The 24,751-nt window shown below is 64.2% G+C and carries 17 protein-coding genes; 12 read left to right on the forward strand and 5 right to left on the reverse strand.

The annotated features are described in order from the left end of the window. Nucleotides 1-13 precede the first annotated feature (13 nt). From ACM6UT_RS16420 to ACM6UT_RS16440, 5 genes are read left to right on the forward strand one after another with little or no spacing between them, the layout of a single operon-like run. On the forward strand, nt 14-265 hold the full coding sequence (locus tag ACM6UT_RS16420) for an acyl carrier protein (protein WP_416798421.1): 252 nt from the start codon (nt 14-16) through the stop codon (nt 263-265). Next, nucleotides 265-1,446, forward strand: a complete 1,182-nt coding sequence (locus ACM6UT_RS16425) for an acyl-CoA dehydrogenase family protein (RefSeq protein ID WP_416798422.1) — start codon at nt 265-267, stop codon at nt 1,444-1,446. Before ACM6UT_RS16420 ends, ACM6UT_RS16425 begins: the two co-directional genes overlap by 1 nt. 5 nt (nt 1,447-1,451) lie before the next feature. Continuing rightward, complete coding sequence (locus ACM6UT_RS16430) at nt 1,452-2,360, forward strand: amino acid--[acyl-carrier-protein] ligase (protein ID WP_416798423.1); 909 nt, start codon at nt 1,452-1,454, stop codon at nt 2,358-2,360. 7 nt (nt 2,361-2,367) lie between these two features. Next, nucleotides 2,368-3,333: a DUF1839 family protein gene (locus ACM6UT_RS16435; protein WP_416798424.1), complete on the forward strand. Its 966-nt coding sequence runs from the start codon at nt 2,368-2,370 to the stop codon at nt 3,331-3,333. Between the two features lie 12 nt (nt 3,334-3,345). After that, a complete protein-coding gene (locus ACM6UT_RS16440) occupies nt 3,346-5,817 on the forward strand; it encodes a glycosyl hydrolase 2 galactose-binding domain-containing protein (protein ID WP_416798425.1) in 2,472 nt (823 codons plus the stop codon). A 21-nt stretch (nt 5,818-5,838) separates the two neighbouring features. Here ACM6UT_RS16440 and ACM6UT_RS16445 read toward each other — a convergent pair whose 3' ends face one another. Together ACM6UT_RS16445 and ACM6UT_RS16450 are read right to left on the reverse strand one after the other, a co-directional pair. After that, a complete protein-coding gene (locus tag ACM6UT_RS16445) occupies nt 5,839-7,629 on the reverse strand; it encodes an alpha/beta fold hydrolase (protein WP_416798426.1) in 1,791 nt (596 codons plus the stop codon). A gap of 31 nt (nt 7,630-7,660) precedes the next feature. Then, nucleotides 7,661-9,193: an oligosaccharide flippase family protein gene (locus ACM6UT_RS16450; protein ID WP_416798427.1), complete on the reverse strand. Its 1,533-nt coding sequence runs from the start codon at nt 9,191-9,193 to the stop codon at nt 7,661-7,663. Nucleotides 9,194-9,410: 217 nt separating this feature from the next. Here ACM6UT_RS16450 and ACM6UT_RS16455 point away from each other — a divergent pair, with 217 nt between their 5' ends. Continuing rightward, a complete protein-coding gene (locus ACM6UT_RS16455) occupies nt 9,411-10,382 on the forward strand; it encodes a glycosyltransferase (protein ID WP_416798428.1) in 972 nt (323 codons plus the stop codon). A 22-nt stretch (nt 10,383-10,404) separates the two neighbouring features. On the opposite strand, the gene ACM6UT_RS16460 is transcribed toward ACM6UT_RS16455, so the two are convergent. Then, on the reverse strand, nt 10,405-11,571 hold the full coding sequence (locus ACM6UT_RS16460) for a glycosyltransferase family 4 protein (protein WP_416798429.1): 1,167 nt from the start codon (nt 11,569-11,571) through the stop codon (nt 10,405-10,407). A 327-nt stretch (nt 11,572-11,898) separates the two neighbouring features. Here ACM6UT_RS16460 and ACM6UT_RS16465 point away from each other — a divergent pair, with 327 nt between their 5' ends. Continuing rightward, a complete protein-coding gene (locus ACM6UT_RS16465; protein WP_416798430.1) occupies nt 11,899-13,881 on the forward strand; it encodes a GumC family protein in 1,983 nt (660 codons plus the stop codon). A 67-nt stretch (nt 13,882-13,948) separates the two neighbouring features. Beyond that, nucleotides 13,949-15,238 carry a UDP-phosphate alpha N-acetylglucosaminyltransferase gene (locus ACM6UT_RS16470; protein WP_416798431.1) on the forward strand — a complete coding sequence of 430 codons (1,290 nt, stop codon included), beginning with the start codon at nt 13,949-13,951 and terminating at the stop codon, nt 15,236-15,238. Here the strand turns inward: ACM6UT_RS16470 and ACM6UT_RS16475 are convergent. Further along, nucleotides 15,186-16,262: a glycoside hydrolase family 5 protein gene (locus tag ACM6UT_RS16475; protein WP_416798432.1), complete on the reverse strand. Its 1,077-nt coding sequence runs from the start codon at nt 16,260-16,262 to the stop codon at nt 15,186-15,188. The two genes, ACM6UT_RS16470 and ACM6UT_RS16475, sit on opposite strands and share 53 nt — an antisense overlap. A gap of 307 nt (nt 16,263-16,569) precedes the next feature. Here ACM6UT_RS16475 and purU point away from each other — a divergent pair, with 307 nt between their 5' ends. Further along, the gene (purU, locus tag ACM6UT_RS16480) at nt 16,570-17,454 is read left to right on the forward strand and encodes a formyltetrahydrofolate deformylase (protein WP_416798433.1); all 885 of its coding nucleotides are present in this window, start codon (nt 16,570-16,572) and stop codon (nt 17,452-17,454) included. Nucleotides 17,455-17,570: 116 nt separating this feature from the next. Then, entirely contained in the window at nt 17,571-20,495 is a 2,925-nt protein-coding gene (locus ACM6UT_RS16485) for an aminotransferase (protein WP_416798434.1), read from the forward strand. Here ACM6UT_RS16485 and ACM6UT_RS16490 read toward each other — a convergent pair. Next, on the reverse strand, nt 20,481-21,410 hold the full coding sequence (locus ACM6UT_RS16490) for a LysR family transcriptional regulator (RefSeq protein ID WP_416798435.1): 930 nt from the start codon (nt 21,408-21,410) through the stop codon (nt 20,481-20,483). The genes ACM6UT_RS16485 and ACM6UT_RS16490 overlap by 15 nt on opposite strands. 219 nt (nt 21,411-21,629) lie before the next feature. Between ACM6UT_RS16490 and ACM6UT_RS16495 the strand changes: the two genes are divergently transcribed. After that, nucleotides 21,630-22,913 (forward strand): NAD(P)/FAD-dependent oxidoreductase, encoded by a 1,284-nt coding sequence (locus ACM6UT_RS16495; RefSeq protein WP_416798436.1) that lies wholly within the window; start codon nt 21,630-21,632, stop codon nt 22,911-22,913. 53 nt (nt 22,914-22,966) lie between these two features. Then, entirely contained in the window at nt 22,967-24,508 is a 1,542-nt protein-coding gene (gene amaB, locus ACM6UT_RS16500) for an L-piperidine-6-carboxylate dehydrogenase (protein WP_416798437.1), read from the forward strand. The last annotated feature ends 243 nt before the right edge of the window (nt 24,509-24,751 follow it).

A 24,751-nucleotide genomic window follows, 5' to 3' on the forward strand; every position in this document is an offset into this window, starting at 1 on the left:
GAAAGGGGATAACATGAACGGAGAAATTCGGGCTCTGCTCGCAAGACTTGGCGGATTGCCTGTCTCGGTCGATACGATCGACGACAACGGCGATCTCTACGCCGCCGGACTTTCTTCTTTCGCTTCCGTCCAGCTTATGCTCGGACTTGAAGAAGCTTTCGATATCGAGTTTCCAGACCATTTGCTGAATCGCAAATCTTTCGCCAGCATCGCCGCCATCGAGAACACGGTGAAGACGATCCTGGCCGACAGAAAGGTCGCGTGATGGACCTCTCAGCCCCCTCTTCCGAGAAGAACCTGAAGAGCCGCGTCAATCATGTGGCCACCGTCGCCGCCGCCTATGCCGACGAGGTCGACCGCGACAGCCGTTTCCCGAGAGAAGCGATCGATGCAATGAAGGCCGAGCGTCTGCTTGGCATCATGATCCCCGAGGAACTCGGGGGCGAAGGTCTTTCCATCACGGAAATCGCCGAACTTTGCTCGACGCTCGGTCAGGCATGCGCCTCGAGCGCAATGATCTTCGCGATGCACCAGATCAAGACCTCGAGCCTCGTCACCCACGGCAACGACGCCGACTGGCACCGGAACTTCATGCGCCGCGTCGCCGCCGAACAGCTGCTGCTCGGCTCCGCCACGACCGAAGCCGGCATCGGCGGAAACCTGAGAAACAGCATCTGCGCCATCGAGGTGAAGGATGGCCGCTGCTTCCTCGAAAAGGATGCGACGGTCATCTCCTACGGCATCGAAGCCGACGCGATCCTGATTACCTCGCGCAGCCACAAGGACGCCGCCTCCTCCGACCAAGTCATGACCGTCTTCCTGAAAGACCAGTACAAGATCGACAGGACCCATGTCTGGGACACGCTCGGCATGCGCGGCACCTGCTCCGACGGGTTCATGTTCCGCGGCGAGGCGCCTGCCGAACAGATCCTGCCCCATCCATTCGCGGAGATCGCGGCGCAGTCGATGCTCGCGGCCGCACATCTCCTCTGGAGCTCCGTCTGGTACGGCATCGCGCTCGACGCTTTCACACGCGCCCAGAACTTCGTTCGTGCGGCCGCTCGCAAGGCGCCCGGAACGCAGCCTCCCGGCCTCGTCCAGCTTGCGGAGCTTTCGAGCCAGCTTCAGGCCGTCAGGTCCAACATCGTCGGTGGGCTGCGGTCCTATGAAGACGCCTGCAGGGACCAGGACCGGCTGTCCTCGATGGGCTTTGCCGTTGCAATGAACAACGTCAAGATCGCCTCCTCCGAGATGATCCTGCCGATCATCAACCAGGCCATGCGTATCTGCGGCATCATGGGCTACAAGAACGGCACGCCCTACAGCCTCGGACGCCACCTGCGCGACGCCCATTCGGCACAGCTGATGATTTCCAACGACCGCATCCTCGGAAATACGTCGAACATGCTTCTGGTGCACAAACAAGAAACAAGCTTGCTGGGGTGAGACTGATGGACATGCAGAGAAGTTTCCTCGACCGCCTGTTCGATTCCGGCCTCCTCATCGAGACCGGCGTCGACGGACTTTACGGCCGCGGCGGCCGCTTCGAAGACGTGATCGCTGCGTTCGAGCGGCTGATCGACCGCTTCGGCGGCGCCGACGGTGCTGAAGCGATCCGCTTCCCGCCCGGCATGAACCGCGCCTATTTCGAGAAGAGCGGCTACATGCGGAGCTTCCCGCAGCTCGCCGGCACGGTGCACAGCTTCTGCGGCGGCGAGCTCGATCATGTCAGCCTGCTGAAATGCATGGATGCCGACGAGGACTGGACCGCCGAGCAAAAGGCGACCGACATCGTACTGACGCCGGCCGCCTGCTACCCGCTCTATCCGACGGTCGCCAAGCGCGGCAACCTGCCGCCTGGCGGCGGTCTCTATGACCTGCAGTCCTACTGCTTCCGTCATGAACCCTCCAACGACCCGGCACGCCAGCAACTGTTCCGCATGCGCGAATACGTCCGCATGGGGACCCAGGCGGACGTCACCGACTTCCGCCAGACCTGGATGGATCGCGGCGTCGAAATGATGAAGCAGGTCGGGCTGCCGGTCGAGATCGACGTCGCCAACGATCCCTTCTTCGGGCGTGCGGGCAAGATGCTCGCCAACAACCAGCGCGACCAGAACCTCAAGTTCGAGCTGTTGATCCCGATCACCTCGACGACCAGCCCGACCGCTTGCATGAGCTTCAACTACCATCAGGACGCGTTCGGAACCAAATGGGGCCTGAACCTCGAAGACGGCTCGGTCGCCCACACGGCCTGCGTCGGCTTCGGGCTGGAGCGCATAGCATTGGCGCTCTTCCACCACCACGGCCTCGATACCGAAAAGTGGCCGGCGTCGGTACGCCAGGCACTCTGGGGCTGACCTGCCGATGGCTGCCGTCTTTCCCGAGCTGGACCCCGCCGGCTACAAGCCGCATGCCCTTCACGCAAGCGAGCGGATCTGGCCGGAGACCAACTGTTACGTCGATCTCTGGATCGAGGTACTGGCCTCGCTCGGGCTCGCGCCCGAAGCGATGCTGGGCTTCACCTTGACCCAGGACTTCGAGGGCGACCAGTTCACCTTCTTCAAGGTGCCGCTGGAGGATCTCGAAGGCCTCTACGGTATCCGCTGCACGGAACTCGCGATCTTCGACACGGTCGAGGCCCATGTCGCCGAGCAGATCGCCCGTGGGCGGCTCTGCCTGGTCGAGATGGACAGCTTCTTCATGCCCGACACCCGTGGCGTCGGCTATGGTCAGGAACACGGGAAGACGACGGTTGCCATCAACCGTCTCGACCCGACGAACCGCAGCATGGACTATTTCCACAACGGCGGTTTCTTCCATGTCGAGGGCGACGACTTCGACGGTCTCTTCCACCGCCAAGCATCGCATGAGGAACTGCCGTTCCTGCCCTATACGGAGTTCGCCAAATTCCCGGAGAAGCCGACGGACGAGCGCACCACGCGCGAGGTCGCGACCGCGCTGATCCGGCGTCATTTCGCGCGGCGGCCGACGGCAAACCCGATCGCGGCCTTCGCCGAGGTATTCCCCAAGCAGGTCGAAGCCATCGCGGAACGCCCCTTTGGCTTCTTTCATAAGTACGCCTTCAACACGCTGCGGCAGGTCGGCGCCAATTTCGAGCTTCTCGCAAGCCATCTCGAATGGCTGCTCCCGAACGCGACCGAAGACGAACGCCAGCAGGCGCTGAAGATCTCCGAGACGGCGAAATCCGTGCAGTTCCAGCTTGCCCGGGCGATCGCCCGGCGCAAGTTCGAGCCGCTCGCCGGCGCGCTTGCGCCGGCTGTGGAAGCCTGGGACGACCTGATGGAAGGACTGGGCAAGCAGCTTGCCTGAGGGAGCCGAACGATGGCGGATCGCATCTATCCCGGCGCGGATGAACGTTCGCTGGAGGGCGGCTGGACCCTGCTCCTGACGGAGAGCGGACGCTATTCGCATCCCTCTGAGATCGACGGCAAAGCGTCACGTATTTCGGCGCCCGTTCCCGGAACCGTCGCACAGACGCTGATGGCCGCTGGTCTCTTCGATCCTTCGGCCCCGCAACCGTTGCACGGCAAGGATGCCTGGTATTTCCGTTCGCTCGCGGGCGAGGCGCCCGGCCCGGCGATCCTGCGCTTCGAGGGTCTCGCAACAATCGCCGAGGTCTTCATCAACGGCGTACTGGTGTTCACCTCGGAGAGCATGTTCGAGGCGAACGACCTGCCGATTGACGTCACCGGCAACGACGAACTGGCGATCTGTTTCCGCACCCTGCAGCCGCATCTCGACAAGCGCGGTCCCCGTGCCCGCTGGCGCCCGCAGATGATGGACCATCAGGGCCTGCGGCTCATCCGCACCACCCTGCTCGGCCATATGCCCGGCTGGTGCCCCGACATACACCCGGTCGGTCCGTGGCGACCCGTTAAGCTGATCCATCCCGCCGACATTACCCTCTCCGATTTGCGGATCACCGCCGATCTCGAAGACGGCGGCACCGGCATTCTGGATGTCTCCTACGCGAGCGACGATCTCGGTGCCGATGCCCGGATCGCCTGCGGCGGGCACGAGGCTCCGCTTCGCCGGGACGCCGACGAAATCTGGCGCGGTCGGCTGGAAATTCCCGGCATCGCCGCCTGGTGGCCGCGCACGCATGGCAAGCCGGCGCTGCACGAGGCCGAAATCCTGAGCGGCTCACATCGCCTCTCGATCGGCCCGGTCGGCTTTCGGCGGATCACCGTGGAACGTGGTTCCGACGGCAAGGATTTTGCACTCAGGGTCAACGGCGAATCCGTCTTCTGTCGCGGTGCCGTCTGGACCAGTGCCGACATCGTCAGCCTGCCGGGCTCGGCGGAAAGCTATGCGCCGTGGCTTGCCAAGGCCGCAGAAGCGAACATGAACATGATCCGCATCGGCGGCACCATGGCCTACGAGACGGCGGATTTCTTCCGTCTCTGCGACCGGCTCGGCCTGATGGTCTGGCAGGACTTCATGTTCGCCAATTACGACTATCCGGTGGGCGATCCCGCCTGCGTCGCCCATGTAGAGCGCGAGACGCGACAGTTACTCGCCTCCGTCCAGGGCTCTCCGTCGCTTGCGGTACTCTGCGGCGGTAGCGAGATCCATCAGCAGGCCGCGATGATGGGACAACCTGCCGGCACATGGCAAGGTCCGCTGACCGAGGAGATCCTGCCGCGGGTGTCCGCCACCCTTCGCCCCGATGTCCCCTATGTCGCGAATTCTCCGAGCGGAGGCGCCATGCCCTTCTCTCCCAATGTGGGAGTGACCCATTACTACGGCGTCGGCGCCTATTGCCGGCCGCTCGAAGACGCGCGGCGGGCCAATGTACGCTTCGCCGCCGAATGCCTTGCCTTTGCCCATGTGCCGCAGCAAGAAACCCTCGACCGCCATCTGCCGGTCGCGCCGGTTCACGATCCCCGCTGGAAGGCGCGCGTGCCGCGCGACCGCGGCGCATCCTGGGATTTCGAAGACATTCGCGACCACTATTTGCACGAACTCTACGGGCAGGATCCCGCTCGCCTTCGCCGCGAGAACCCTGCCTCCTATCTCGCCCTCTCACGGGCGGTAACGGCGGAGGTCGTCACCGAGACGTTCGCCGAATGGCGCCGCCCGGGCTCGCCCTGTAATGGCGCGCTTGTCTGGACCTTTCAGGACCTTCTTCCCGGTCCTGGATGGGGTGTGATCGATTCGACCGGAGAGCCGAAACCGGTGTGGTATGCGCTGAAACGCGCCTTCCGTCCCGTCAATGTCGCGTTTACGGACGAAGGGACAAACGGTCTCGACGTTCATGTTGTGAACGAGGCCCCGCAGCCGCTCACCGCACGCCTGTCCGTTTCATGCCTGCGTGACGGACGCCAGAAGGTTGTCGCCGGCGAGCGAAACCTGACTCTGCCCGCGAGAGGAACGGTCTCGATACCGTGTACCGATCTCTTCGGCGCCTTCTTCGACACAACCTACGCCTTCCGTTTCGGCCCTCCGTCGCACGACGTCACCGTGGCGCACCTCGTAGACGAAGCCTCGGGGAGACTGCTCGCGGAAGCCTTTCATTTTCCGCTCGGTCGCGCGGCGGCATGGCACGAGGCGCAAATCTCGGCCGCTCTTCGCGATGAAGATGGAGACTGGCTGCTGGAACTGCGGACAGATCGCCTCGCCCAGTCCGTCCACATCTCGGTCGATGGGTACAGAGTCGATGACGACTGGTTCCATCTGGCGCCGGGCCATGCAAAACGTATACGGTTGGTGCCGCGCGCGGGCACGACCCGCGACCAGAAACCGACCGGCAGTATCAGTCAGGTCGGGACATCGGCCACCCTCCATTTCTGAGCAAAACGCGACCGGGAAACGTCACGGCTGCGGATCAAGGGCGGTCGCGACAGCGCTCAACGTGTCAAAATAGGAGAGCCGGGCGGGCTCCGGCGTCAGGTTGTGATCCGCGCCTTGCAGAATGGTGAAGTTCACGTTCTTGTAGCGCCGCAATCCCTTCGCCGAACTCCCGAACTGCTCCGCGAAATGATCGAGGCCGACGTCGTTCTCACTGTAGAGAAGCGCGACGGGCACGCCCCTGTCGGACAGCTTATGGAACGCACCGACCACCTCCCGCCGCATGACCCGGTTCTGGGGCAGCATATGGATGAGCGGCATCGCATGCCGTGCCAGCCGGCGCCCGAGAGCCCGCCCGATATTGGTCGCTGCGCGGGCGACGTCGATCCGGCCTTGCAGCAGTCGCTGGAAGGTCTCCGCCTGTAGCAGGCGTCCCTTGTAGTCTCCGAGCGTGCGCGGAACGAAGCGTAGGGATTCGTCGATGTCCCGCTTCGAGTCCCAATAGAAGACGAAGGGGTTTACGGCGACGACACCCCGGATACGGGCATCCTGCAGGGCGCTGCGGAAGGCGAGATAGGCACCGCTGCAGCGTCCGCTCGTGACGACGGGCAGCAGATGGCGTTCTTCGATCACGTCGACTGCCGCACGGACGTCATTGGATTGCGCCTCGTGGTAGAGAACCTGGTCCGGCAGGCCAGGGACCGGCGGACTGTCGGCGACATTGGCCGTGTCGAAGCGCAGTGACGGAATGCCCTGCGCAGCGAGATCGCGCGCTAGCCGGACGCCGGAACGCGCCCAACCGGCGGCTCGGTCATAGGCCGTGCCGACGAGCAGGACGGTCGCCCCCTTCCGATCGCCGAGCGGTTCACACAGCACTCCGTAGAGTCTTCCGCCCTCTCCGAAAGTGAGGGCCTCCTCGCGAAAGCCGGGCCCGTGGAGAACGGCTGCGGCAGTCTCCGGCACCGGCTTGTCACGCTTTTGCGGAAAGGCCGAAGCCAGCTTGGTGATCCAGTCGACCAAAGCCAGCCGCACCGCTTGCGGCATCACGGCCGTCGCCGGATTTGAGACGAGATCGTCATAGCCCTGATAGTCGGCCTCGGCGACCGCCGCGCCCAGTGCAACAAGCTTCGCGGCGAACTCGGTGTCACTCGGCCGGTCAGGGCGCTTCATCACGAGGCACTGCGGCGCAGGCTTCTCCTCCAAGGATGCAAGACCGAACTTGCGTATGTCGGCGGCAATCTCCTCCGGCATCGGAAGACCGGCGATGACGACACCCTCGGCGGCGCGGTGCTCCTTGGCGATCCCGAGCCCCTCCTCCACCATTTTAGCCCATATCTGCATTTCGCGGAGGTAGGCACGGCCGGACGCAACCGGCGCAAGGGCGACAAAGCCGGCCACGCCATCGATGCGCCGGATTGTCCGAAGCGCGACGACCGTCCCGAGGCCCTGTGCCACGACCACGACACGCGAACAGCCGGACAGCGCGGCAAGCCTTTCCGCTGCGGCCACCACGGCATCGTCCCATATGGCCAGACCGCCCGAGAAATCGCTTCGGTCGAGGGCGTCGCCCGTTCCCGGATAGTCGAAACGCAGGCTCGCGATCCCGCGGATGGACAGATCGTCGGCGATGATGCGCCAGAACTTGCGCAGGCACATCTCTTCGAGACCCCATGGGCTGACGAACAGGACACCCACATCCGCAACGGCCTGCCCCTCCGCCGGCATGAACAGCCCGATCGTCTCGGAAAAGGCAACCGGCCTCGCAGCCAACGCCACAACGCCGAGTTCGCCGGACGGGCTCGCTTGCTGTCTCATGATCGAGTTACCCCCAATGGTTCTCCCTGCATCAAGACTCGCCCCGACAAGCGCCATGCCTGCCGAATGCCAGATTCACGGTGCGGCGCGCCGCGGTTCCCACCGCCCCCGGCAGCCGCGATGCGATGCCTTCGGCCATCGCCCGGTCCTCGGCGGCGACGGCGCAAAAAACGCGAAGTGCTACGATATAGCAAAGTGCCCCAGCAGCGATTGCGAGCACGAGACCTACCAGCCCGGGAACGAGCGCCAGCACAAGCCAGGCCGCCGCGGCGCACGCCGTCGCCGCCAAAGCGATCCGCAGCAGGTTCCAGTAGAGCCCCGCCAGCGAACGCTCGAACGTCAGTCGGCGCATCATCAATGCGCTCATGAGTGCAAACACGATGAAACGCACCGCAGCCGCACCTTCCGCACCGTAAGCGGGAACAACGAGGAAGGCCCCGCCAACCATGGTGACGGCGCCGATGATGCTGACGACCAGACGCTCGCGCACGCGATCCAGAGAAAAGAGATACTGCGTACAGATGAGGCCGAGCACGTTGACCGGCGTGACCAGCGCCAGGACGGCAAGCGCCGGACCGGCCGGCGCAAATGCCTCGCCAAAAATCGTTGAGATCAGCCGCGGCGAGATCACCGCCAGTCCGAAGCTCAGCGGCAGGGTAATGTAGGAGAGATTGCGGACGACGGCTTCGAAGACCGCAGCCGGAAGCGTCGTGCCGCCGTGGTCCTGCAGCTTCTGCGAATAATAGGGGACGAGACTGCCGGTGAGCTGCACCGGCAGCTGGAGCGCGAGGTTTGCAAGCGACATCGCTGCGGCATAGAAGCCGACGGTGGCGACCCCCGAATAGCGCTCCAGGAAGAAGAATTCGACCCGATTCAGGAAGATCGAGTCGACGATGAACTGCACCGAGAGCAGGATGGATGAGCCGAGAAGGTAGCGGGGCGAAATACCGCAGTTATTCGCCCGCACAGAGAGGATACCCGCGGCGTAGGTGAACTGAACCGTGAAACCGAGCGTGTAGCCGATGAGCGCGCCCGGAATGCCGAAGAACACCGCCCCGACCGCCACACCGACCAGTTGGAGGATGCCCGAGATCGCCGAAAGCCGGAAGAAGGTTCCGACTTGCTGTTCGCCGAGCAGGTAATTCTTGGCAGACGACCCGATCGACTGAATGAAGAAGAGCGCTCCGGTAATGACCACGACGACGGGGGCGCTCGTTGCCCAGTGCTCACGCTCCGCCAGCGCGAATATCGCTGCGTAAAGCGCGGTCAGCAGGAGGGTGGATCCGATGACGGGGCGAAGCAGATAGGCGGCGAAGCCGCGCCGGTCGGCGGTCGAATAACCCTGGCTCTTCAACTGGGGAAGCAGGCGAAGCAGCATTACCCCGGTTCCGAGCTCGGCCACGAGCGACGCGGTGACGGCAAGCCAGAGCGAAAAGGCGATGATGCCGTTCGCCTCCGGGCCGAGAAGACGCGCGGTGATGATGGAACAGGCAAAGCCGATGAGAAGAAGGGACAGTCCGGCGGCTGCATTCAATGCCGAATTCGCAACGATACTTTTGGCCATGAGGTAGTTTCTATCCGCCGGACACCGCCACGAGACTGCAATGGCTTCCTCTGCTTCTAGGCAGAAAAAGTTTAAGGAACCCTCCACCCGCAGCGACCGCCGATCGGTTGCTTTACGGAGATTTAAGCGGGATTCGATATCCCTGCCGCGTGTTCCCGCCAACCAGCAACGGTGTCATTTGCAGATCGTTTTTCTCGTAGCCTCGGCGCAAGACAAGATGTGCGGCGTTGCCGACTACACGGGCAGGCTCGCCACGGCACTTCGGGACGCCGGTGCCTCGGTAAAGGTCGAATATCTCGACTGCTGGTCTCTCCGGCACATAATGGAGATACGGCGTCGCTACGCCGGAAGGAAGGACGTGGTATTTCACCTGCAATACCCGTCGCTCAGCATCGGCAAATCGGTGTCGCCCGGGTTCTTGCCGCTCGCGCTGCCGAACATATTCGTCACCCTGCACGAATTCCGGATCTTCCATATCCTGCGCAAGATGGTGTTCCTGCTTCCAAGTCTCTTCGCCAAGGCGGTGATCTTCTCCAACGACGAGGAGAAAACGCTCTTCGCGCACTATTTCCCGTGGTCACATGAGCGCCTCGCAGTCGTTCCGATCGGCAACAACATCCCGCGACTTGCGACGAGGAAGCCATCCGGCGGCAACGAGCGCATCGTCTACTTCGGACAGATCTCGCGCAACAAGGGGATCGAGTTCTTCATCGAGACGATCGAGCGGCTGCGTGAAAGAGGTTCGGTCGCCGAGACCCAGATGATCGGTGCGCTCGTTGAAACCGACGCCGGCTTCGTCGACTACGTAAGGGACTCAGCAACGCGCCTCGGCATCGAACTCAAGCTGAACCTGCCGCCCGAAGCGGTCTCCGAAGCGCTGAGCGAGGCGACCATCGCCCTTCTGCCTTTTCCCGACGGAGTGTCGAACAAGCGCGGGTCGGCGCTCGCCTGCCTGGACCACGGCGTGTGCGTGCTCACCACTCACACCGAGCGGACACCCGAATGGCTTGCCGAGGTCACGTATCCTGTGACCACCCCGGACGACGCCGCCACCATGATCGGAAGGATCACGCATGGCGAGGCCCCCCGTGTGCGCTCGCCGCAACTCCTCGAAAGGGAGATGGTGGCACGCGACTGGCACGCCATCGCCGGCGAACACCTCCGCATCTACCGACAGACTGTGCGGTGACCGCCGTCAGCGGATGTGCCGGTCACTCCGCAAGGGCGGCGCGATAGACTGCGATATACTGGTCGACCACCGTATCCCAGGAATAGCCGCTCGCCACTTCCATAAGCGCGCGTCGCATCATCTCAGGATCGGATGCCAGCCCGGCAAACGCCGCCTCCACTGCCTCGGCGGCCCTCGTTGCGTCCTCGAAATCCGTGAGACGGACGATCGAGTGCTGCCCGGCGAGGCTGCGATAGGCGTCGTTTGAATTGAGAACCGGCAGCAGGCCGGCACTCATCGCCTCGACCGCGACAAGGCCAAAACCTTCATAGTCGGAAGCGGAGACGAAGATCGACGCATCGGAAATCAGCCGTCGGACGGTCTCGTTCGGCACCGCCACGTGGACACCAACGTGCTCCATCAGTCCGCGGGCGGCGATCTCCCGGCGCAGATCGGCTTCCGTCAGGTCCGATGGAGAACCTACGATGTCGAGGTGCCAGCGCGGGTTCTTCTCAACCAGACGCACCGTGACGTCGAGGAGCCGCTCCAGCCGCTTGTTCACGGAGAACCGGCCAATGGTGATCATCCGTCGTGCAGGAAGCGAGGCGGCGAGACCGGCGAATTTCCCCGTGTCCACGCCGTTCTCGACGAGCACCGTGCGACCGGCCGCGATCGTGTCGAAAAGATCGAGGTCCGAACGGCTGCAGCAGACGACTGCGCGATAGGCGAGACAGGAAAGCCGCGTCAGCGAGCGGAACCAGAGCCGCTTGATCGCCGCATACTTCTTTGTGTGGAAGAAGCCGCCATGGGTGGTGGTGACCATGGGTCTGCCGTGGAAAGGACGCGTGACGGCGAGAAAGTCGAAGAAGAAGTCGACGGCATGGACGTGCACCAGATCGGCGTCACGGATGTGCCGCAGCACCCGCGGGGCGACGGGATAGCGGGTACTGCCGGACCATGGGATGCGGACAACCTCGACGCCGTCAATCACCTCCGAGGCGGGCAACAGCCGCTCGCGGTCGGTAAAGAGGCTGTTGCAAGTGACGACGCGAACGCGATAGCCACGCGCAAGCAGAAGGCGGCTGAGATTACCGACGACGTCCTCGAGGCCACCGCGGCCGGGCGCGTATTGCCGGACGACCTGAACGATCAGCGGCGCATGCCCGCTGCGCGGCACAGAAGCGGACGTCGTTTCGTTTCTGGGGCCCATAGGCGATCCTTCCGGCACTGCGAAAACCGATCTCTCGCGCCTCTGCGTTCGAGCCGAATAGAAAGCGTGAAAATCTTAAGATCGCGTATGTCCGGCATCTCGCCGCCACCAGCACCCGACCCCTGCCCCGCGCCCTTCAGAAACCGTTAACCATGATCTGCGAAGATTGTCTCGACCACTGCGGTTGCCGGAAGCCCTCGTCCATAGGCCCGATTCCCGATACCGGCCGCTCGTTGTGTCCTGCGGGATCGCAAACCCGCACCGGAGGTGCCATCCGGAGACTGCGAAAACGACAATCTCTGACCGGACACGGTCTTGGGCAGGAAAATGGACATCGACATTTTTCAATTACCGGGAATCCTGAGACGCCGCCTGCACTACGTGATCCTCACCGTGGTCGTCTGCCTGGTGCTTGCCTTCGTCTACGTCCTGCGTCTCACCCCGCTCTACACCTCCTCCACCGAGCTTCTCCTGGACCCGAAGGGGCTGGTCACCGGCGGTGCTGACCCGGTCAACGTGACGGCGCCGGCTCCGCAGGACCAGTCCGCCGTCGACAGCCAGATCTACGTGATGCAGTCGCGCGCGACGCTCGAGGAGGTCGTGAGCAAGCTCGACCTGGTCAAGGACCCCTTCTTCGCTGCGGCGGTGAAGAAGGCGAAGAACGATCGTGATCGGCTGATGGCGGTCGTCACGGTTCTCAAGGCGCATGTGACGATCGAGCGCGCCGGCCAGTCGCTCGTTTTCTCGATCAGCGCCGAACATCCGAATGCCGCGACCGCGGCCGACATCGCAAACTCGATCGCCGCCGTCTACCTGCGCCAGCTCGACGAGGCCCGGGCAAGTGCGACGCGACGCGCCAGCAGTTCCTTCCAGCTGCAGGCGAGCGAACTGCGTGACCGCGTCCTCAAGGCCGAACTCGCGGTCGAGAAGTTCAAGGCGGAGAACGGGCTGGTAAGCACCGGGCAGCAGGGCCTGGTCATCGACCAGCAGGTTGCCGGGCTCAATCAGCAACTCATCGCTGCCCGCGCGACCGAGGAGCGGCAGCGGACCATCTACGAACAGGCGAAAAAGCTCACGATCGACGCGATCGAGTCCGGCGCCATTCCCGAGGTCCTGCAGTCGACCTCGATCGGCCTCCTGCGCGACCGTTACGTCAACCTCCTCGACCGCCGCTCCCAGCTTGCGACCAGCCTCGGCGGCAATCATCCACAGATCAAGGCGATCAATTCCCAGATCGCCAACATGCAGAGCGCGATCGAGCAGGAGCTCGGCCGCGTCCGCCAGTCGATGAAGAGCAGCTACGAGCGTGCCGTCGCAGACACCAAGGCGCTCACCGCGCAGCTCGAAAAAATGAGCGCCACGAGCTTCGACAGCAGTGCGGCGCAGATCAAGATGCGCCAGCTCGAGAGCGAGGCGGACGCGGTCCGTACCCTCTACAAGGCGTTCCTCAGCCGCGCCGAGGAACTCGGGCAGCAGCAATCGGTCAACACCGACAATTCGCGGGTGATCACTGCCGCCGTGCCGATGCCGAAGTCGTCCACAGTACTCAAACTGGTCATTCTTGCCGCAGCCGGCCTCTTCGGCGTCGTGCTGGGAAGTGCCCTGGCCATCCTGCGCGAACTGCTGGCACAGCAGGCCTCTTCCACCGCCCCCCTGAACGGGCAGACTGGATTTCCCGTACTGGCTCGGATCAGGATGCCGCGTCCGCACGCAAAAACGTCCCTGCTCCGCCGCCTGCCGTTTGTGGGCGGCGCGGCCGAAGAGCCACCGCTGCCGCTCGGCGAGAACCACCCGGCAATCCGCGCGCTCGCTGGCCAGTTCGTCGAAAAGCTCGGTGCGCCGGCGATGGTACTCTTTTCGGCCCCGAAACCGATGCCGGAGGCGACCGGAATCGTCGCCGACACGGTTCAGGCGCTTCTCGATCTCGGCTATGACGTACTCTATGCGCCGGGCGATCTCGCCGAACGCTCGCAGCGGCCGACGCGGTTCGGTCGTCCGAGCCTGCGCGGCGCCTTGGAGCGCGACCGGGGGGACACGGGCCCCTTCGGCGATCTCCTGAGATATGATCTCTTCCGCGCCCGCCGTGGACCCGGCCGGGCAGTACCGGAAGAAGGCAGCGATCGTTTCGTGATCGTCAACGCCTGCGGCACGCAGGCCGCCGATTTCCTGCCCTCGCTGATGAGCCATGCAGACGCGCTCGTACCGATCATTGACGTGCGAGAGACGCCGCAAGAGGATCTGGCAGAACTTGTCGACGCGCTCGGCGGCAAACCGGAAATCGTCCTCGGCACCGTTGTGGTGGAGGCGTAAGCCGTGCCGTCTCGCTCGTCAGCTGCAACACTCCCCCTGCCCGCCACCAACGGCGACCGGAAGCAACATGCGTGCCGCTGACGTTTTCGCGGCACCTGTGCCCCCCGAGACCACAGGCGCGGGCTGGGTGAGCCGGGCGAGGCACCAGGTTGCCATCTTCACGGTGATGGGCGGTCTCACGTTCAACCTGTTCCTCTGCTTCGTGAACACGCGCGTGATGGGCATACGTGACAGTCACGTCATGCTGTTCGAGATGCTGCTGATCGGCTGCGCTTTCCTGGCAGCTTTCACCCGCAAACTCGACATCTATCTCGTGCTGGCGCTCTACGTCAGCTACATGGTGCTGCTCTTCGCCCTGCGCGGCGCCGTGGATCTCAAGGCACTCCGCGATATTCTGATCCCGATCGCCTTCTATTTCTTGGGAACGCGCGTGCAGGATCTGCGGCTGGCCGACCGGCTCGTCACCGCATCAATCGCGATCGTGGTCGTCTTTGGGCTCTTCGAATATCTGCTGACGGACCTTTATCTCGATTTTTTCAACGTGCTCGGCTACTTCATCGCCCGCGGCACGGTCACGCCCGAGGAAGCCTTCGGGGCGACGAGAGGTCTCTTCATCAGCGGCATGCGGCCGGAACCGCGATCGCTCTTCTCGTTCCTCGGCCAGCATCGTGTCTCGTCGGTCTTTCTGGAGCCGGTTTCGGCGGGCAATTTCGGCGCCATCGTCTTCGCCTGGGCGCTCTTTCGCTCCGGCATGCGCTACCGCTTCATCGTCATGGCGGGCGCACTCCTCACGGTCATCCTGGCCGATGCCCGTTTCGGCTTCTTCACCTGCGTCCTGATGACGATCATGACGCCCTTCTACCGCATCATTCCGAAGACCATATGGCTGGCGCTGCCCTTCCTCATGCTGGCAGTGATCGCGGTCTACGGGCTCGCCACGGGCACCGAGGGCGGGGCAAACGATGTCGGCGGCCGTCTCAAGGTCACCGCGGGCATCCTGACGCATCTCGATCTTCCGGTGGTACTCGGAATTGCCGTGACCGACCAGTTCACCGCAGACTCAGGCCTTGCCTACACCCTCACCAAGTTCGGCCTCTTCGGCTTCATGGCGCTCTGGGCCTTGATGGTGATGGCGCCGATCCGCGATGCCAAGGCTTGGTCCTTCCACTCGATGGTGATTATCTATCTCCTGTTGCTGATGGTCATCAGCAACTCGCTATACTCGATCAAGACGGCCGCGCTTTTGTGGTTCATCCTAGGAACCGCCGACCGCATCGACTGGAGAACGCTCGCGCAGGGGCGGGTCAGGGGCGATCGAGCGCCGGGCATTCCGCAGCCGACGACGAGAAATCCTTGAGCGCCGGGGCAAGCCCCGCGAGCTGCGGACGGTCGCCCTCCATCGTCGGTTGGATGTTCAGCGCCTCGGACGGCGGCCACCAGTCGCCGGCCACCCAATACGCCCAGCCGACCCAGAGATCACGATTGCCTTCGACGACCCGCACCATGTCGGCGAGAGCTCCGACACAGGCCTTCTCGGCCGGCACGCCGAACTCGCCGAGATAGCCGCGCTTGTCGTGATCGCGCAGCCATCGCGTGAAGGCCTCGACGGCCGCGACGGCGTCGGCACCGCGATCGCAGCTCGAACTGGTGCCGGAGAAGTTGAGGTCGAAATACTGGTGGACCTCGTAGGCATAGTTGTTCGACGGATCGACCACACCGAGCATTACCTCGCCGTTGGCACGGTCCGAAGGGGATGTCCGCCAGCTATGGGCGCCGGTCCACGCTGTCCCGGGCACCAGGACCAGATTGCCGGCACCAGCCTCCCGCACTTTGGCGATGGCCGCATTGACACCCTCGAGCCACTGGCCGGCGGAGATGTCGTGCGGTTCGTTCATCAGCCCAAAGGAGACATCCGGCTGGCTCGCGAAGACGCGCGCAAGCCGGCCCCAGAAGTCCGCGAACGCCGCAACGGGAACGGCTGCCGAACCGATTGGCTCTCCCCGATAGCGGGCGTAATTGTGCGGATCCAGCACGATCCGCATTCCCCGGTCCCGAAGCCGCTCGACAGTCTCCACAAGACGCGCGAGCTCGGCCGCGTCGAGCTCCGCTTCCAACCGAGGCTGCAGGCGCTCCCAGAGGAAGGGAAGGCGCACCGAGGTGAAGCCCTTCGACGCGAAATAGTCGATGGTCTCGTTCGAGGGGTAGACGTAATCCTTGCCCGCCGTCCCCGGCGGCTCGCCGAATTCGGCACCCGAGAGATTGATGCCGCGAAAGCATCCCTCCGTCGCCTGCCCCGGCCACGCGGCGAGAAATACGGCCGTGGTCGCCACCGCGGCGAAGCCAAAGAGGGAAGAGTTCCCGAAACGCGAAGCGACGAACATGAAACCCCACCCGTGACGACGACGAAGCGGACGTTAGGACCGCCGGCCACGAAAGGTCAAGGAAGCTCCGCGGCGCCCACCAGAACAGGGCCTCGCAGCTTGACGACGGGAAATCGCTTGCGGAAGACGCAACCGGAACGGAATTTTCCGCCGTCCGCCCTAAGCTCACCGGCAAGGAACGGGAGGTGACCGGATGCCGGAAACCATGCCCGTTCGGTCAGAAACGAAGGCCAGCGGCTTTGCGCGGCACGGCGAGTGCGCTAGAGCAGTCAACAATCCGCTCGCGACGGGAAAAGGGTGAAAGAACATGAAGAGCTACGTATTGACGGTTTCGTGCAAGTCGACCCGCGGCATTGTCGCGGCGATATCGGGCTACCTTGCCGGGAAGGGCTGCAACATCGTCGACTCGTCGCAGTTCGACGATCTCGACACCGGCAAGTTCTTCATGCGCGTCTCCTTCATCTCCGAGGAAGGTGCCACGCGCGAAGCGCTCGTCAAGGATTTCGGGCCGATCGCCGAAACCTTCGGCATGGACTGGGACATGCACGACGCCAGCGAGCGCATGAAAGTGCTGCTGATGGTCTCGCGCTTCGGCCACTGCCTCAACGACCTGCTCTATCGCTGGAAGATCGGGGCGCTGCCGATCGACATCGTCGGCGTCGTCTCCAACCACTTCGACTACCAGAAGGTGGTCGTCAACCACGACATCCCCTTCCACCACATCAAGGTGACGAAGGAGAACAAGCCGCAAGCCGAGAAACAGTTGCTGGACCTCGTCGAGCAGACCGGCACCGAGCTCATCGTGCTCGCCCGCTACATGCAGGTCCTTTCCGATAGTCTCTGCAAGAACATGTCGGGCAGGATCATCAACATCCATCACTCCTTCCTGCCGAGCTTCAAGGGTGCCAACCCATATAAGCAGGCCTTCGAGCGCGGCGTGAAGCTGATCGGGGCGACCGCCCACTATGTCACCGCCGATCTCGACGAAGGCCCGATCATCGAACAGGACGTTGCCCGCATCACCCACGCCCAGAGCGCCGAGGACTACGTCTCGATCGGCCGCGACGTCGAGAGCCAGGTGCTGGCCCGCGCCATCCACGCCCATATCCATCACCGCACTTTCATCAACGGCAACCGTACCGTCGTTTTCCCGGCCTCCCCGGGCAGCTATGCGTCGGAACGCATGGGCTGAGCCCCAGCGACCATTGACCGCAGAACAGCTCTATCCCGGCAGGAAGGCTCCACCGGGATAGACGCCTGCTTTTCCTCTGATAATCTCCGTTCAAGGATTCTCGAGGGAGGCCAATCATGTCCGACAATGCTTCTGTGCAGCGCGCCCGGCTGCCGCGGCCGAACGTCAGCGCCGAACAGGCGGCAGCGATCCTGCGCGAGCACTACGGACTGGAAGGCTCGATCCGCGAACTGGGCAGCCAGCAGGACCGCAACTACCTGATCGATACCGGCGCCTCACGCTTCGTCTTGAAGATTGCCCGCGCCGAATATGCGACGGTGGAACTCGAGGCGCAGAACGCCGCGATGCATCATCTCGCCGGCCTCCAGAACATGCCGCGTGTTCCAGTCCCCCTCGCCGACGGCGCCGGGCGGCGCATTCTTCCTCTTTCCGTTGGTGGAGAGGATTGCCAGGTCCGTCTGCTCACCTATCTCGAAGGCGAACCCCTGACACGGCAGCGCTTCCTGCCCACGCGGGCGGTCGCGGCGCTCGGCGCGCTGTCGGCACAGATCGCTCTTGGACTGCGCGACTTCTCCCATCCGGGGCTCGACCGTGACCTGCAATGGGACCTGCGCCGGGCCGGGCCGGTGGCACTTCAGCTGCTCGGCTCGGTGAGCGACCACGCGAGACGCGACGCCATCGCAAAAGCGATGATCGCCGCCGTCAAGCATATCCGTCCGCTGCAGGCGGCGTTCAGGACTCAGCCGATCCATCACGACGTGACCGACGACAACGTCGTCAGCCGTCGGGACCGGCATGGTCGCTTCCTCCCCGACGGTGTCATCGACTTCGGTGATGTCATGACCGGCTGGCTGGTCGCCGACCTCGCGGTCACCTGCGCCTCGCTGCTGCATCATGCCGACGGCGATCCCTTCTTCATCCTGCCGGCGATCCGCGCCTTTCACGAGCTTTATCCGCTGAAGGAAGAGGAATTGCGGGCGCTCTGGCCGCTGGTTGTCGCACGGGCGGTGATCCTCGTCGCAAGCAGCGAACAACAGCTTACGATCGAGCCCGACAACGCCTACGTGCTCGGCAATATCGACCACGAGCGGAAGATCTTCGAGGTCGCGAATTCAGTGCCCTTCTCGCTGATGGAGGCGGCAATCCTGCAAGCTGTCGGGATCACCGCCGAAAAGCCGCTGCCGGCGATCGGCCGGCTTCTGCCCGGTATCGCTCCGGAGGACGTCCGCCTCACCGATCTCTCGGTTCTGAGCCTCGACTTCGTCAACGACAACTGGTCGGATCACGAGATCGACTGGAAGCTCCTCGCCAAGGCGGCGGCGGAAACCGAAGTCGCCTCGACCCGCTACGGCGAATACCGGCTTTCCTACACGCGGCTGCGCAGTGACCAGGTGCCGGCGACCTGCGCACTGCACGTCGATATCTGCCTGCCGGCGGGTGCCGAGGCGATTGCGCCCTTTGACGCCACGATCACGCGCAACGGCCATCACCTCGAGCTTGTTTCGGACGACTTGTGCCTTCACGTCGACGGTCTCGACTGCCCGCACGAAGCCGGCGTGGCTGTGACCGCGGGCCAGTCCATCGGCCATGTCGCGGGTGCCGCCGGCGCGGTCGGCGGCCTGCGCCTGCAGCTCTGCCGCGACGCGGACATCGTGCCGCCGCTCTTTGCGACGGCGGCGCAAGCGGCCGCATGGTCGACGCTTTGCCCATCTCCATCGCCGCTGCTCGGCGTGAGTGTCGACGCCCCGGCACTGCACAGCGACGAACTCCTTGCCATGCGGCAGAGGAGCTTCGCCCGACCACAGAAGAACTACTATTCCAATCCGCCGCAGATCGAGCGCGGCTGGAAGGAGCATATGTTCGACGTCTGCGGCCGCGCCTACCTCGACATGGTCAACAACGTCACCATTCTTGGCCACGGCCATCCGCGGCTCGCACGCGCCGTCGGCCGGCAGTGGTCGCTGCTCAATACCAATTCCCGCTTCCACTACGCGGCCGTCGCGGAATTTTCCAACCGGCTGGCGGAACTAGCACCGGAGGGACTGGACACGGTCTTCCTCGTCAACAGCGGTTCCGAGGCGAACGATCTCGCCCTCCGCCTCGCCTGGGCCTATGCCGGCGCACGCAACATCGTCAGCCTGCTCGAGGCCTATCACGGGTGGACGGTGGCGAGCGACGCCGTCTCCACCTCGATCGCCGACAACCCGAGAGCGCTCGAAACCCGGCCGGACTGGGTGCATCCGGTCACTGCGCCGAACACCTATCGAGGTCCTTTCCACGGCAAGGATTCGACCGCAGACTATGTCGGCGCGGTGGCAAAGGCTCTGCAGCGCATCGATGACGGCGGAAGCGGTCTCGCCGGCTTCATCTGCGAGACGGTCTACGGCAATGCCGGCGGCATCCCGCTGCCACCCGGCTACCTGCAGCAGGTCTACGGCATGATCCGCGAGCGCGGCGGGGTCTGCATCGCCGACGAGGTACAGGTCGGCTACGGCCGTCTCGGCCACTACTTCTGGGGCTTCGAGGAACAGGGTGTCGTGCCGGACATCATCACCGTCGCCAAAGGCATGGGCAACGGCCAGCCGCTCGGCGCCGTGATCACCCGTCGGGAAATCGCCGATGCGCTGGAGCAGGAAGGCTACTTCTTCTCCTCCGCCGGCGGCAGTCCGGTCAGTTGCGTCGTCGGCATGACCGTGCTCGACATCATGCGTGACGAGCGCCTGCAGGAAAACGCCCGCGATACCGGCGACCACCTGAAGGCACGGCTCGAAGCGCTCGGCCAGCGCTTCCCGCTCGTCGGCGCAGTTCACGGCATGGGGCTTTACCTCGGGCTGGAATTCGTCCGCGACCGCGAGACGCTGGAACCGGCGACGGAAGAAACGGCAGGCATCTGCGACCGCCTGCTCGATCTCGGCGTCATCATGCAGCCGACCGGGGACCATCTCAACGTTCTGAAGATCAAGCCGCCGCTCTGCCTCTCCCGCGAGAGCGCCGATTTTTTCGCCGACATGCTGGAAAAGGTGCTGTCAGAGGGCTGGTGACGGTTCCCGCACCTGCCCCTGCGGTTCCCGCTCGGCTTCCTCGACGATCCAGTTGCGGAAGGCGACGAGCGGCGGATAGTTCGCGCGCTCGCGGCTGTAGGCGAGATAATAGCGTTCGCTGCTCTCGACCTCCTTGTCGATCGCCGGCACCAGCTCTCCGCGCCGCAGTTCCTCGCGGATGAGGAAAACCGGCAGGAGAGCCACGCCGAGCCCGCCCATGGCGGCCTGCGAGGCGGTCGCGAACTGGTCGAAGAGCATGCCGTGGACGCCTTCCGCATGCACGCCCGAGCGGGCGAACCACTTCTCCCAGGCGTCCGGCCGGGTAGTGAGATGCAGCAGCGGCACATTCAGGAGGTCTGCCGGCTCTTCGATCTTGTGGGCGGCCTTGAAGGCGGGGCTGCAGGCGGGGATCGTCGTCTCCTTCATCAGCAACGTCAGTTCCGCCCCCGGCCAGACAGGTTGGCCGAAATGGATGGCGGCATCGATGGCGTCGAGGCGGAAATCGAAGGGCGACAGCCGGGTGACGAGATTGATGGTGATCCCCGGATTGGCATCGAGAAAGCGGCCGAGCCGGGGCGCCAGCCAGCGCGCGCCGAAGGTCGGGAGGATGGCGAGATTCAGCGTGCCGCCACGCGGGTTGGCCCTGAGGTTCAGCGAGGCGCTGGAAATGCGGCGCAAGGCTTCGCGGATCTCGTGGGCGTAGCTTTCTCCGGCGACCGTGAGACGGATGGTCTGCCGCTCGCGCACAAAGAGATCGACCCCGATCTGGTTCTCCAGTGCCTTGATCTGACGGCTCACGGCACTCTGGGTGAGATCGAGTTCCCTGGCAGCCGCGGTGATGCTTCCCGTCCGCGCCGCCGCCTCGAAGGCGGCCAGCAGAGAGAGCGAAGGCAGGAAGCGCCGGGCGGGCAGCATGTTATACCCCTTGGGAATGAACTCTTGAGAATTTAACGGTACTGCTGGATAAAATCCTCTTCTAATTTCCGCAAGACAGCACGCACGGAATGAACGGCCGCTTTGGCCCGGCAGCGGACCCGGACCAAAATCGACCTTGCCGCATCCCGATGTCGGGCCGAACGATTTACCCGCTGCGCCGGAGCGAAGCTGCCGGCAGGCATCACACGGACAACACTCATGTTGAATGATCCACGCTCCCACGGTCTGTGGGAAAAGACCGCTCCCGCGGCTCCTCGCACATCTCCTCTCTCTGGTGACCTAACGGCGGACGTCGCCATTGTCGGCGGCGGCTATACCGGCATCTCGGCGGCGCTGCATCTCGCCGAGAAGGGCGTAAAGGTCGTTCTGCTCGAAGCGACGGAAGTCGGCTTCGGCGGCGCCGGACGCAACGTCGGACTGATCAACGGCGGCATGTGGGTCATGCCTTCGGAAATCCCGGGGGTGCTCGGACCGGTCTACGGCGAGCGCCTGCTCGACCTCCTCGGAAATGCGCCCCTGCTCGTGCGTGAACTGGTCGAGAAGCACGGCATCGACTGCGAAATCGAGAAGAACGGAACGCTGCACTGCGCGGTCGGGAAATCCGGGCTCGACGAGATCAAGGAGCGCTGCCGCCAGTGGGCGGAACGGGGTGCCGATGTCCGCATCCTTTCGGCGGAAGAAACGGCGAAGCGCATCGGCACGACCGCCTATGCGGGCTCGCTGCTCGACATGCGGGCCGGGACGCTGCAGCCGCTCGCCTATGTCCGTGGCCTCGCGAAAGCGGCGATTGCGGCGGGCGCCACCATTCATACGGGGAGCGCCGCCGTCTCGACGGAACGCGCCGGCGACCGCTGGATCGTTCGCACGAAAGGCGGTTCGGTTTCCGCCGACTGGATTATCGTCGCCTCGGAGTTCTATTCGACCGGCCCCTGGGAAGCCGTCCGCAACGAGCAGGTACTGCTGCCTTATTTCAACTTCGCCACGGTTCCCCTGCCGAAAGAGGTGCTGAAGACGATCCTGCCCGGGCGCGAGGGCTGCTGGGACACCAATGAAGTGCTCTCCTCTTTCCGCATGGACCGGGCCGGCCGCCTGGTTTTCGGGAGTGTCGGTGCGCTGCGCAACACCGGGCTCAGCGTCCACCGGGCGTGGGCGAAGCGGGCGCTCAAGAAGCTCTTCCCCACGCTCGCCGGTATCGAATTCGAGGCCGAATGGCACGGCCGCATCGGCATGACGAGCGACGCACTGCCGCGCTTCCACGTCTTCGCGCCCAAGGTCGTCGGCTTCTCTGGCTACAACGGCCGCGGCATTGCACCGGGCACGGTTTTCGGTAAGACGATTGCACGCCACGTTCTCGGCGAGCTCTCCGAGACCGATCTGCCGCTGCCGGTGACGGCGGTCGAGAAGGCATCGCTACGCACCTTGAAGGGCGCCTACTACGAAGCTGGTGCGCAGATCGCCCATTTCGCGGGTGCCCGCTTCTAAACAAAGGCACCGCCCCCGAGCCATAACAAAACGAAAGAACTGGAAGGACCCCAATGACCCTCGCCAATCTTGGCCTTTCGGCCGAAGTCAGCGCCATCCTCACCCGCCTCGGCGTCCCACAGGCAGAGCTCTCCGGCGGCACGCTTGCCGTCCGTTCCCCGGTCAACGGCGAACAGCTGGCGAAGCTCGCCGAGATCAGCGCGGCCGAGGCGGTCAAGGCGATCGCTGCCGCGCACGAGGCGTTCCTGGAATGGCGGCTGGTTCCGGCGCCGAAGCGCGGCGAACTCATTCGCCTGCTCGGCGAGGAATTGCGCACGGCCAAGGCCGACCTCGGCCGCCTGGTTTCGATCGAAGTCGGCAAGATCCTCTCCGAAGGCCTCGGTGAGGTTCAGGAGATGATCGACATCTGCGACTTTGCGGTCGGGCTGTCCCGCCAGCTCTACGGTCTGACGATCGCCACCGAGCGTGCCGATCACCGCATGATGGAAACGTGGCATCCCCTCGGCGTCACCGGCATCATCTCCGCTTTCAACTTCCCCGTCGCCGTCTGGTCGTGGAACGCGGCACTTGCCCTCGTGTGCGGCAACTCGACCGTCTGGAAGCCGTCCGAGAAGACTCCGCTCACGGCTCTCGCCACCCAGGCGATCTTCGAAAAGGCGCTTGCCCGCTTTGTCGCCGAAGGCGGCAAGGCACCCGCCAACCTGTCCACCCTGCTGATCGGTGGCCGCGAGGTCGGCGAAGTGCTGGTCGACCACCCGCGCGTGCCGCTCGTATCGGCAACCGGCTCGACGGCCATGGGCCGCGCCGTCGGACCGCGGCTCGCCAGGCGCTTCGCCCGTTCGATCCTCGAGCTCGGCGGCAACAACGCCGCAATCGTCTGCCCGACAGCCGATCTCGACCTGACGTTGCGCGGCGTCGCATTCGCAGCGATGGGCACGGCCGGCCAGCGCTGCACGACGCTTCGCCGCCTGTTCGTGCACGAGAGCGTCTACGACAAGCTGGTTCCGCGCCTGATCCAGGCCTACAGTTCGGTCACGATCGGCAATCCGCTCCAGTCGTCGACGCTGGTCGGTCCGCTGATCGACGGCGGCTCCTACGAACGCATGCAGAAGGCGCTAGCAGAGGCAAAGGCCGCCGGTGGCAAGGTTTCCGGCGGAGACCGCGTGCTGCAGAACGAAGCCGCGGACGCCTTCTACGTCCGGCCGGCGATCGTCGAGATGCCGTCCCAGACGGGACCGGTGAAGGAAGAAACCTTCGCGCCGATCCTCTATGTCATGAAGTACAGCGACTTCGATGAGGCGCTCGCACTCAACAACGACGTGCCGCAGGGCCTCTCCTCGTCCATCTTCACCAACAACATGCAGGAAGCCGAGACGTTCGTCTCCGCCCGTGGTTCCGACTGCGGCATCGCCAACGTCAATATCGGCCCGTCGGGTGCCGAGATCGGCGGCGCGTTCGGCGGCGAGAAGGAGACCGGCGGCGGTCGCGAATCCGGCTCGGACGCCTGGAAAGCCTATATGCGCCGCGCCACCAACACCGTGAATTACGGCAAGACGTTGCCGCTGGCACAGGGCGTGAAGTTCGACGTCGGCTGATCCCGACCGATTGTCAGGCCATNATCCGGCTCGGACGCCTGGAAAGCCTATATGCGCCGCGCCACCAACACCGTGAATTACGGCAAGACGTTGCCGCTGGCACAGGGCGTGAAGTTCGACGTCGGCTGATCCCGACCGATTGTCAGGCCATTTACAAGGCCGCGCGACGCCCCCGTCGTGCGGCCTTTTCTTGTACCGCTGCAGGGCTTGTCCGCCGATCGTCGCAGGCGCGCAATAGCGTAT

The organism is Ciceribacter azotifigens (assembly GCF_048159625.1).
GTDB classification, from domain to species: Bacteria; Pseudomonadota; Alphaproteobacteria; order Rhizobiales; family Rhizobiaceae; genus Allorhizobium; species Allorhizobium azotifigens.

Bases quoted from the DNA above. Each gene is read 5' to 3' on its own strand.
- ACM6UT_RS16420 (WP_416798421.1), top strand. From the start codon at position 14: ATGAACGGAGAAATTCGGGCTCTGCTCGCAAGACTTGGCGGATTGCCT.
- ACM6UT_RS16425 (WP_416798422.1), top strand. From the start codon at position 265: ATGGACCTCTCAGCCCCCTCTTCCGAGAAGAACCTGAAGAGCCGCGTC.
- ACM6UT_RS16430 (WP_416798423.1), top strand. From the start codon at position 1,452: ATGGACATGCAGAGAAGTTTCCTCGACCGCCTGTTCGATTCCGGCCTC.
- ACM6UT_RS16435 (WP_416798424.1), top strand. From the start codon at position 2,368: ATGGCTGCCGTCTTTCCCGAGCTGGACCCCGCCGGCTACAAGCCGCAT.
- ACM6UT_RS16440 (WP_416798425.1), top strand. From the start codon at position 3,346: ATGGCGGATCGCATCTATCCCGGCGCGGATGAACGTTCGCTGGAGGGC.
- ACM6UT_RS16445 (WP_416798426.1), bottom strand. From the start codon at position 7,629: ATGAGACAGCAAGCGAGCCCGTCCGGCGAACTCGGCGTTGTGGCGTTG.
- ACM6UT_RS16450 (WP_416798427.1), bottom strand. From the start codon at position 9,193: ATGGCCAAAAGTATCGTTGCGAATTCGGCATTGAATGCAGCCGCCGGA.
- ACM6UT_RS16455 (WP_416798428.1), top strand. From the start codon at position 9,411: ATGTGCGGCGTTGCCGACTACACGGGCAGGCTCGCCACGGCACTTCGG.
- ACM6UT_RS16460 (WP_416798429.1), bottom strand. From the start codon at position 11,571: ATGGGCCCCAGAAACGAAACGACGTCCGCTTCTGTGCCGCGCAGCGGG.
- ACM6UT_RS16465 (WP_416798430.1), top strand. From the start codon at position 11,899: ATGGACATCGACATTTTTCAATTACCGGGAATCCTGAGACGCCGCCTG.
- ACM6UT_RS16470 (WP_416798431.1), top strand. From the start codon at position 13,949: ATGCGTGCCGCTGACGTTTTCGCGGCACCTGTGCCCCCCGAGACCACA.
- ACM6UT_RS16475 (WP_416798432.1), bottom strand. From the start codon at position 16,262: ATGTTCGTCGCTTCGCGTTTCGGGAACTCTTCCCTCTTTGGCTTCGCC.
- purU (WP_416798433.1), top strand. From the start codon at position 16,570: ATGAAGAGCTACGTATTGACGGTTTCGTGCAAGTCGACCCGCGGCATT.
- ACM6UT_RS16485 (WP_416798434.1), top strand. From the start codon at position 17,571: ATGTCCGACAATGCTTCTGTGCAGCGCGCCCGGCTGCCGCGGCCGAAC.
- ACM6UT_RS16490 (WP_416798435.1), bottom strand. From the start codon at position 21,410: ATGCTGCCCGCCCGGCGCTTCCTGCCTTCGCTCTCTCTGCTGGCCGCC.
- ACM6UT_RS16495 (WP_416798436.1), top strand. From the start codon at position 21,630: ATGTTGAATGATCCACGCTCCCACGGTCTGTGGGAAAAGACCGCTCCC.
- amaB (WP_416798437.1), top strand. From the start codon at position 22,967: ATGACCCTCGCCAATCTTGGCCTTTCGGCCGAAGTCAGCGCCATCCTC.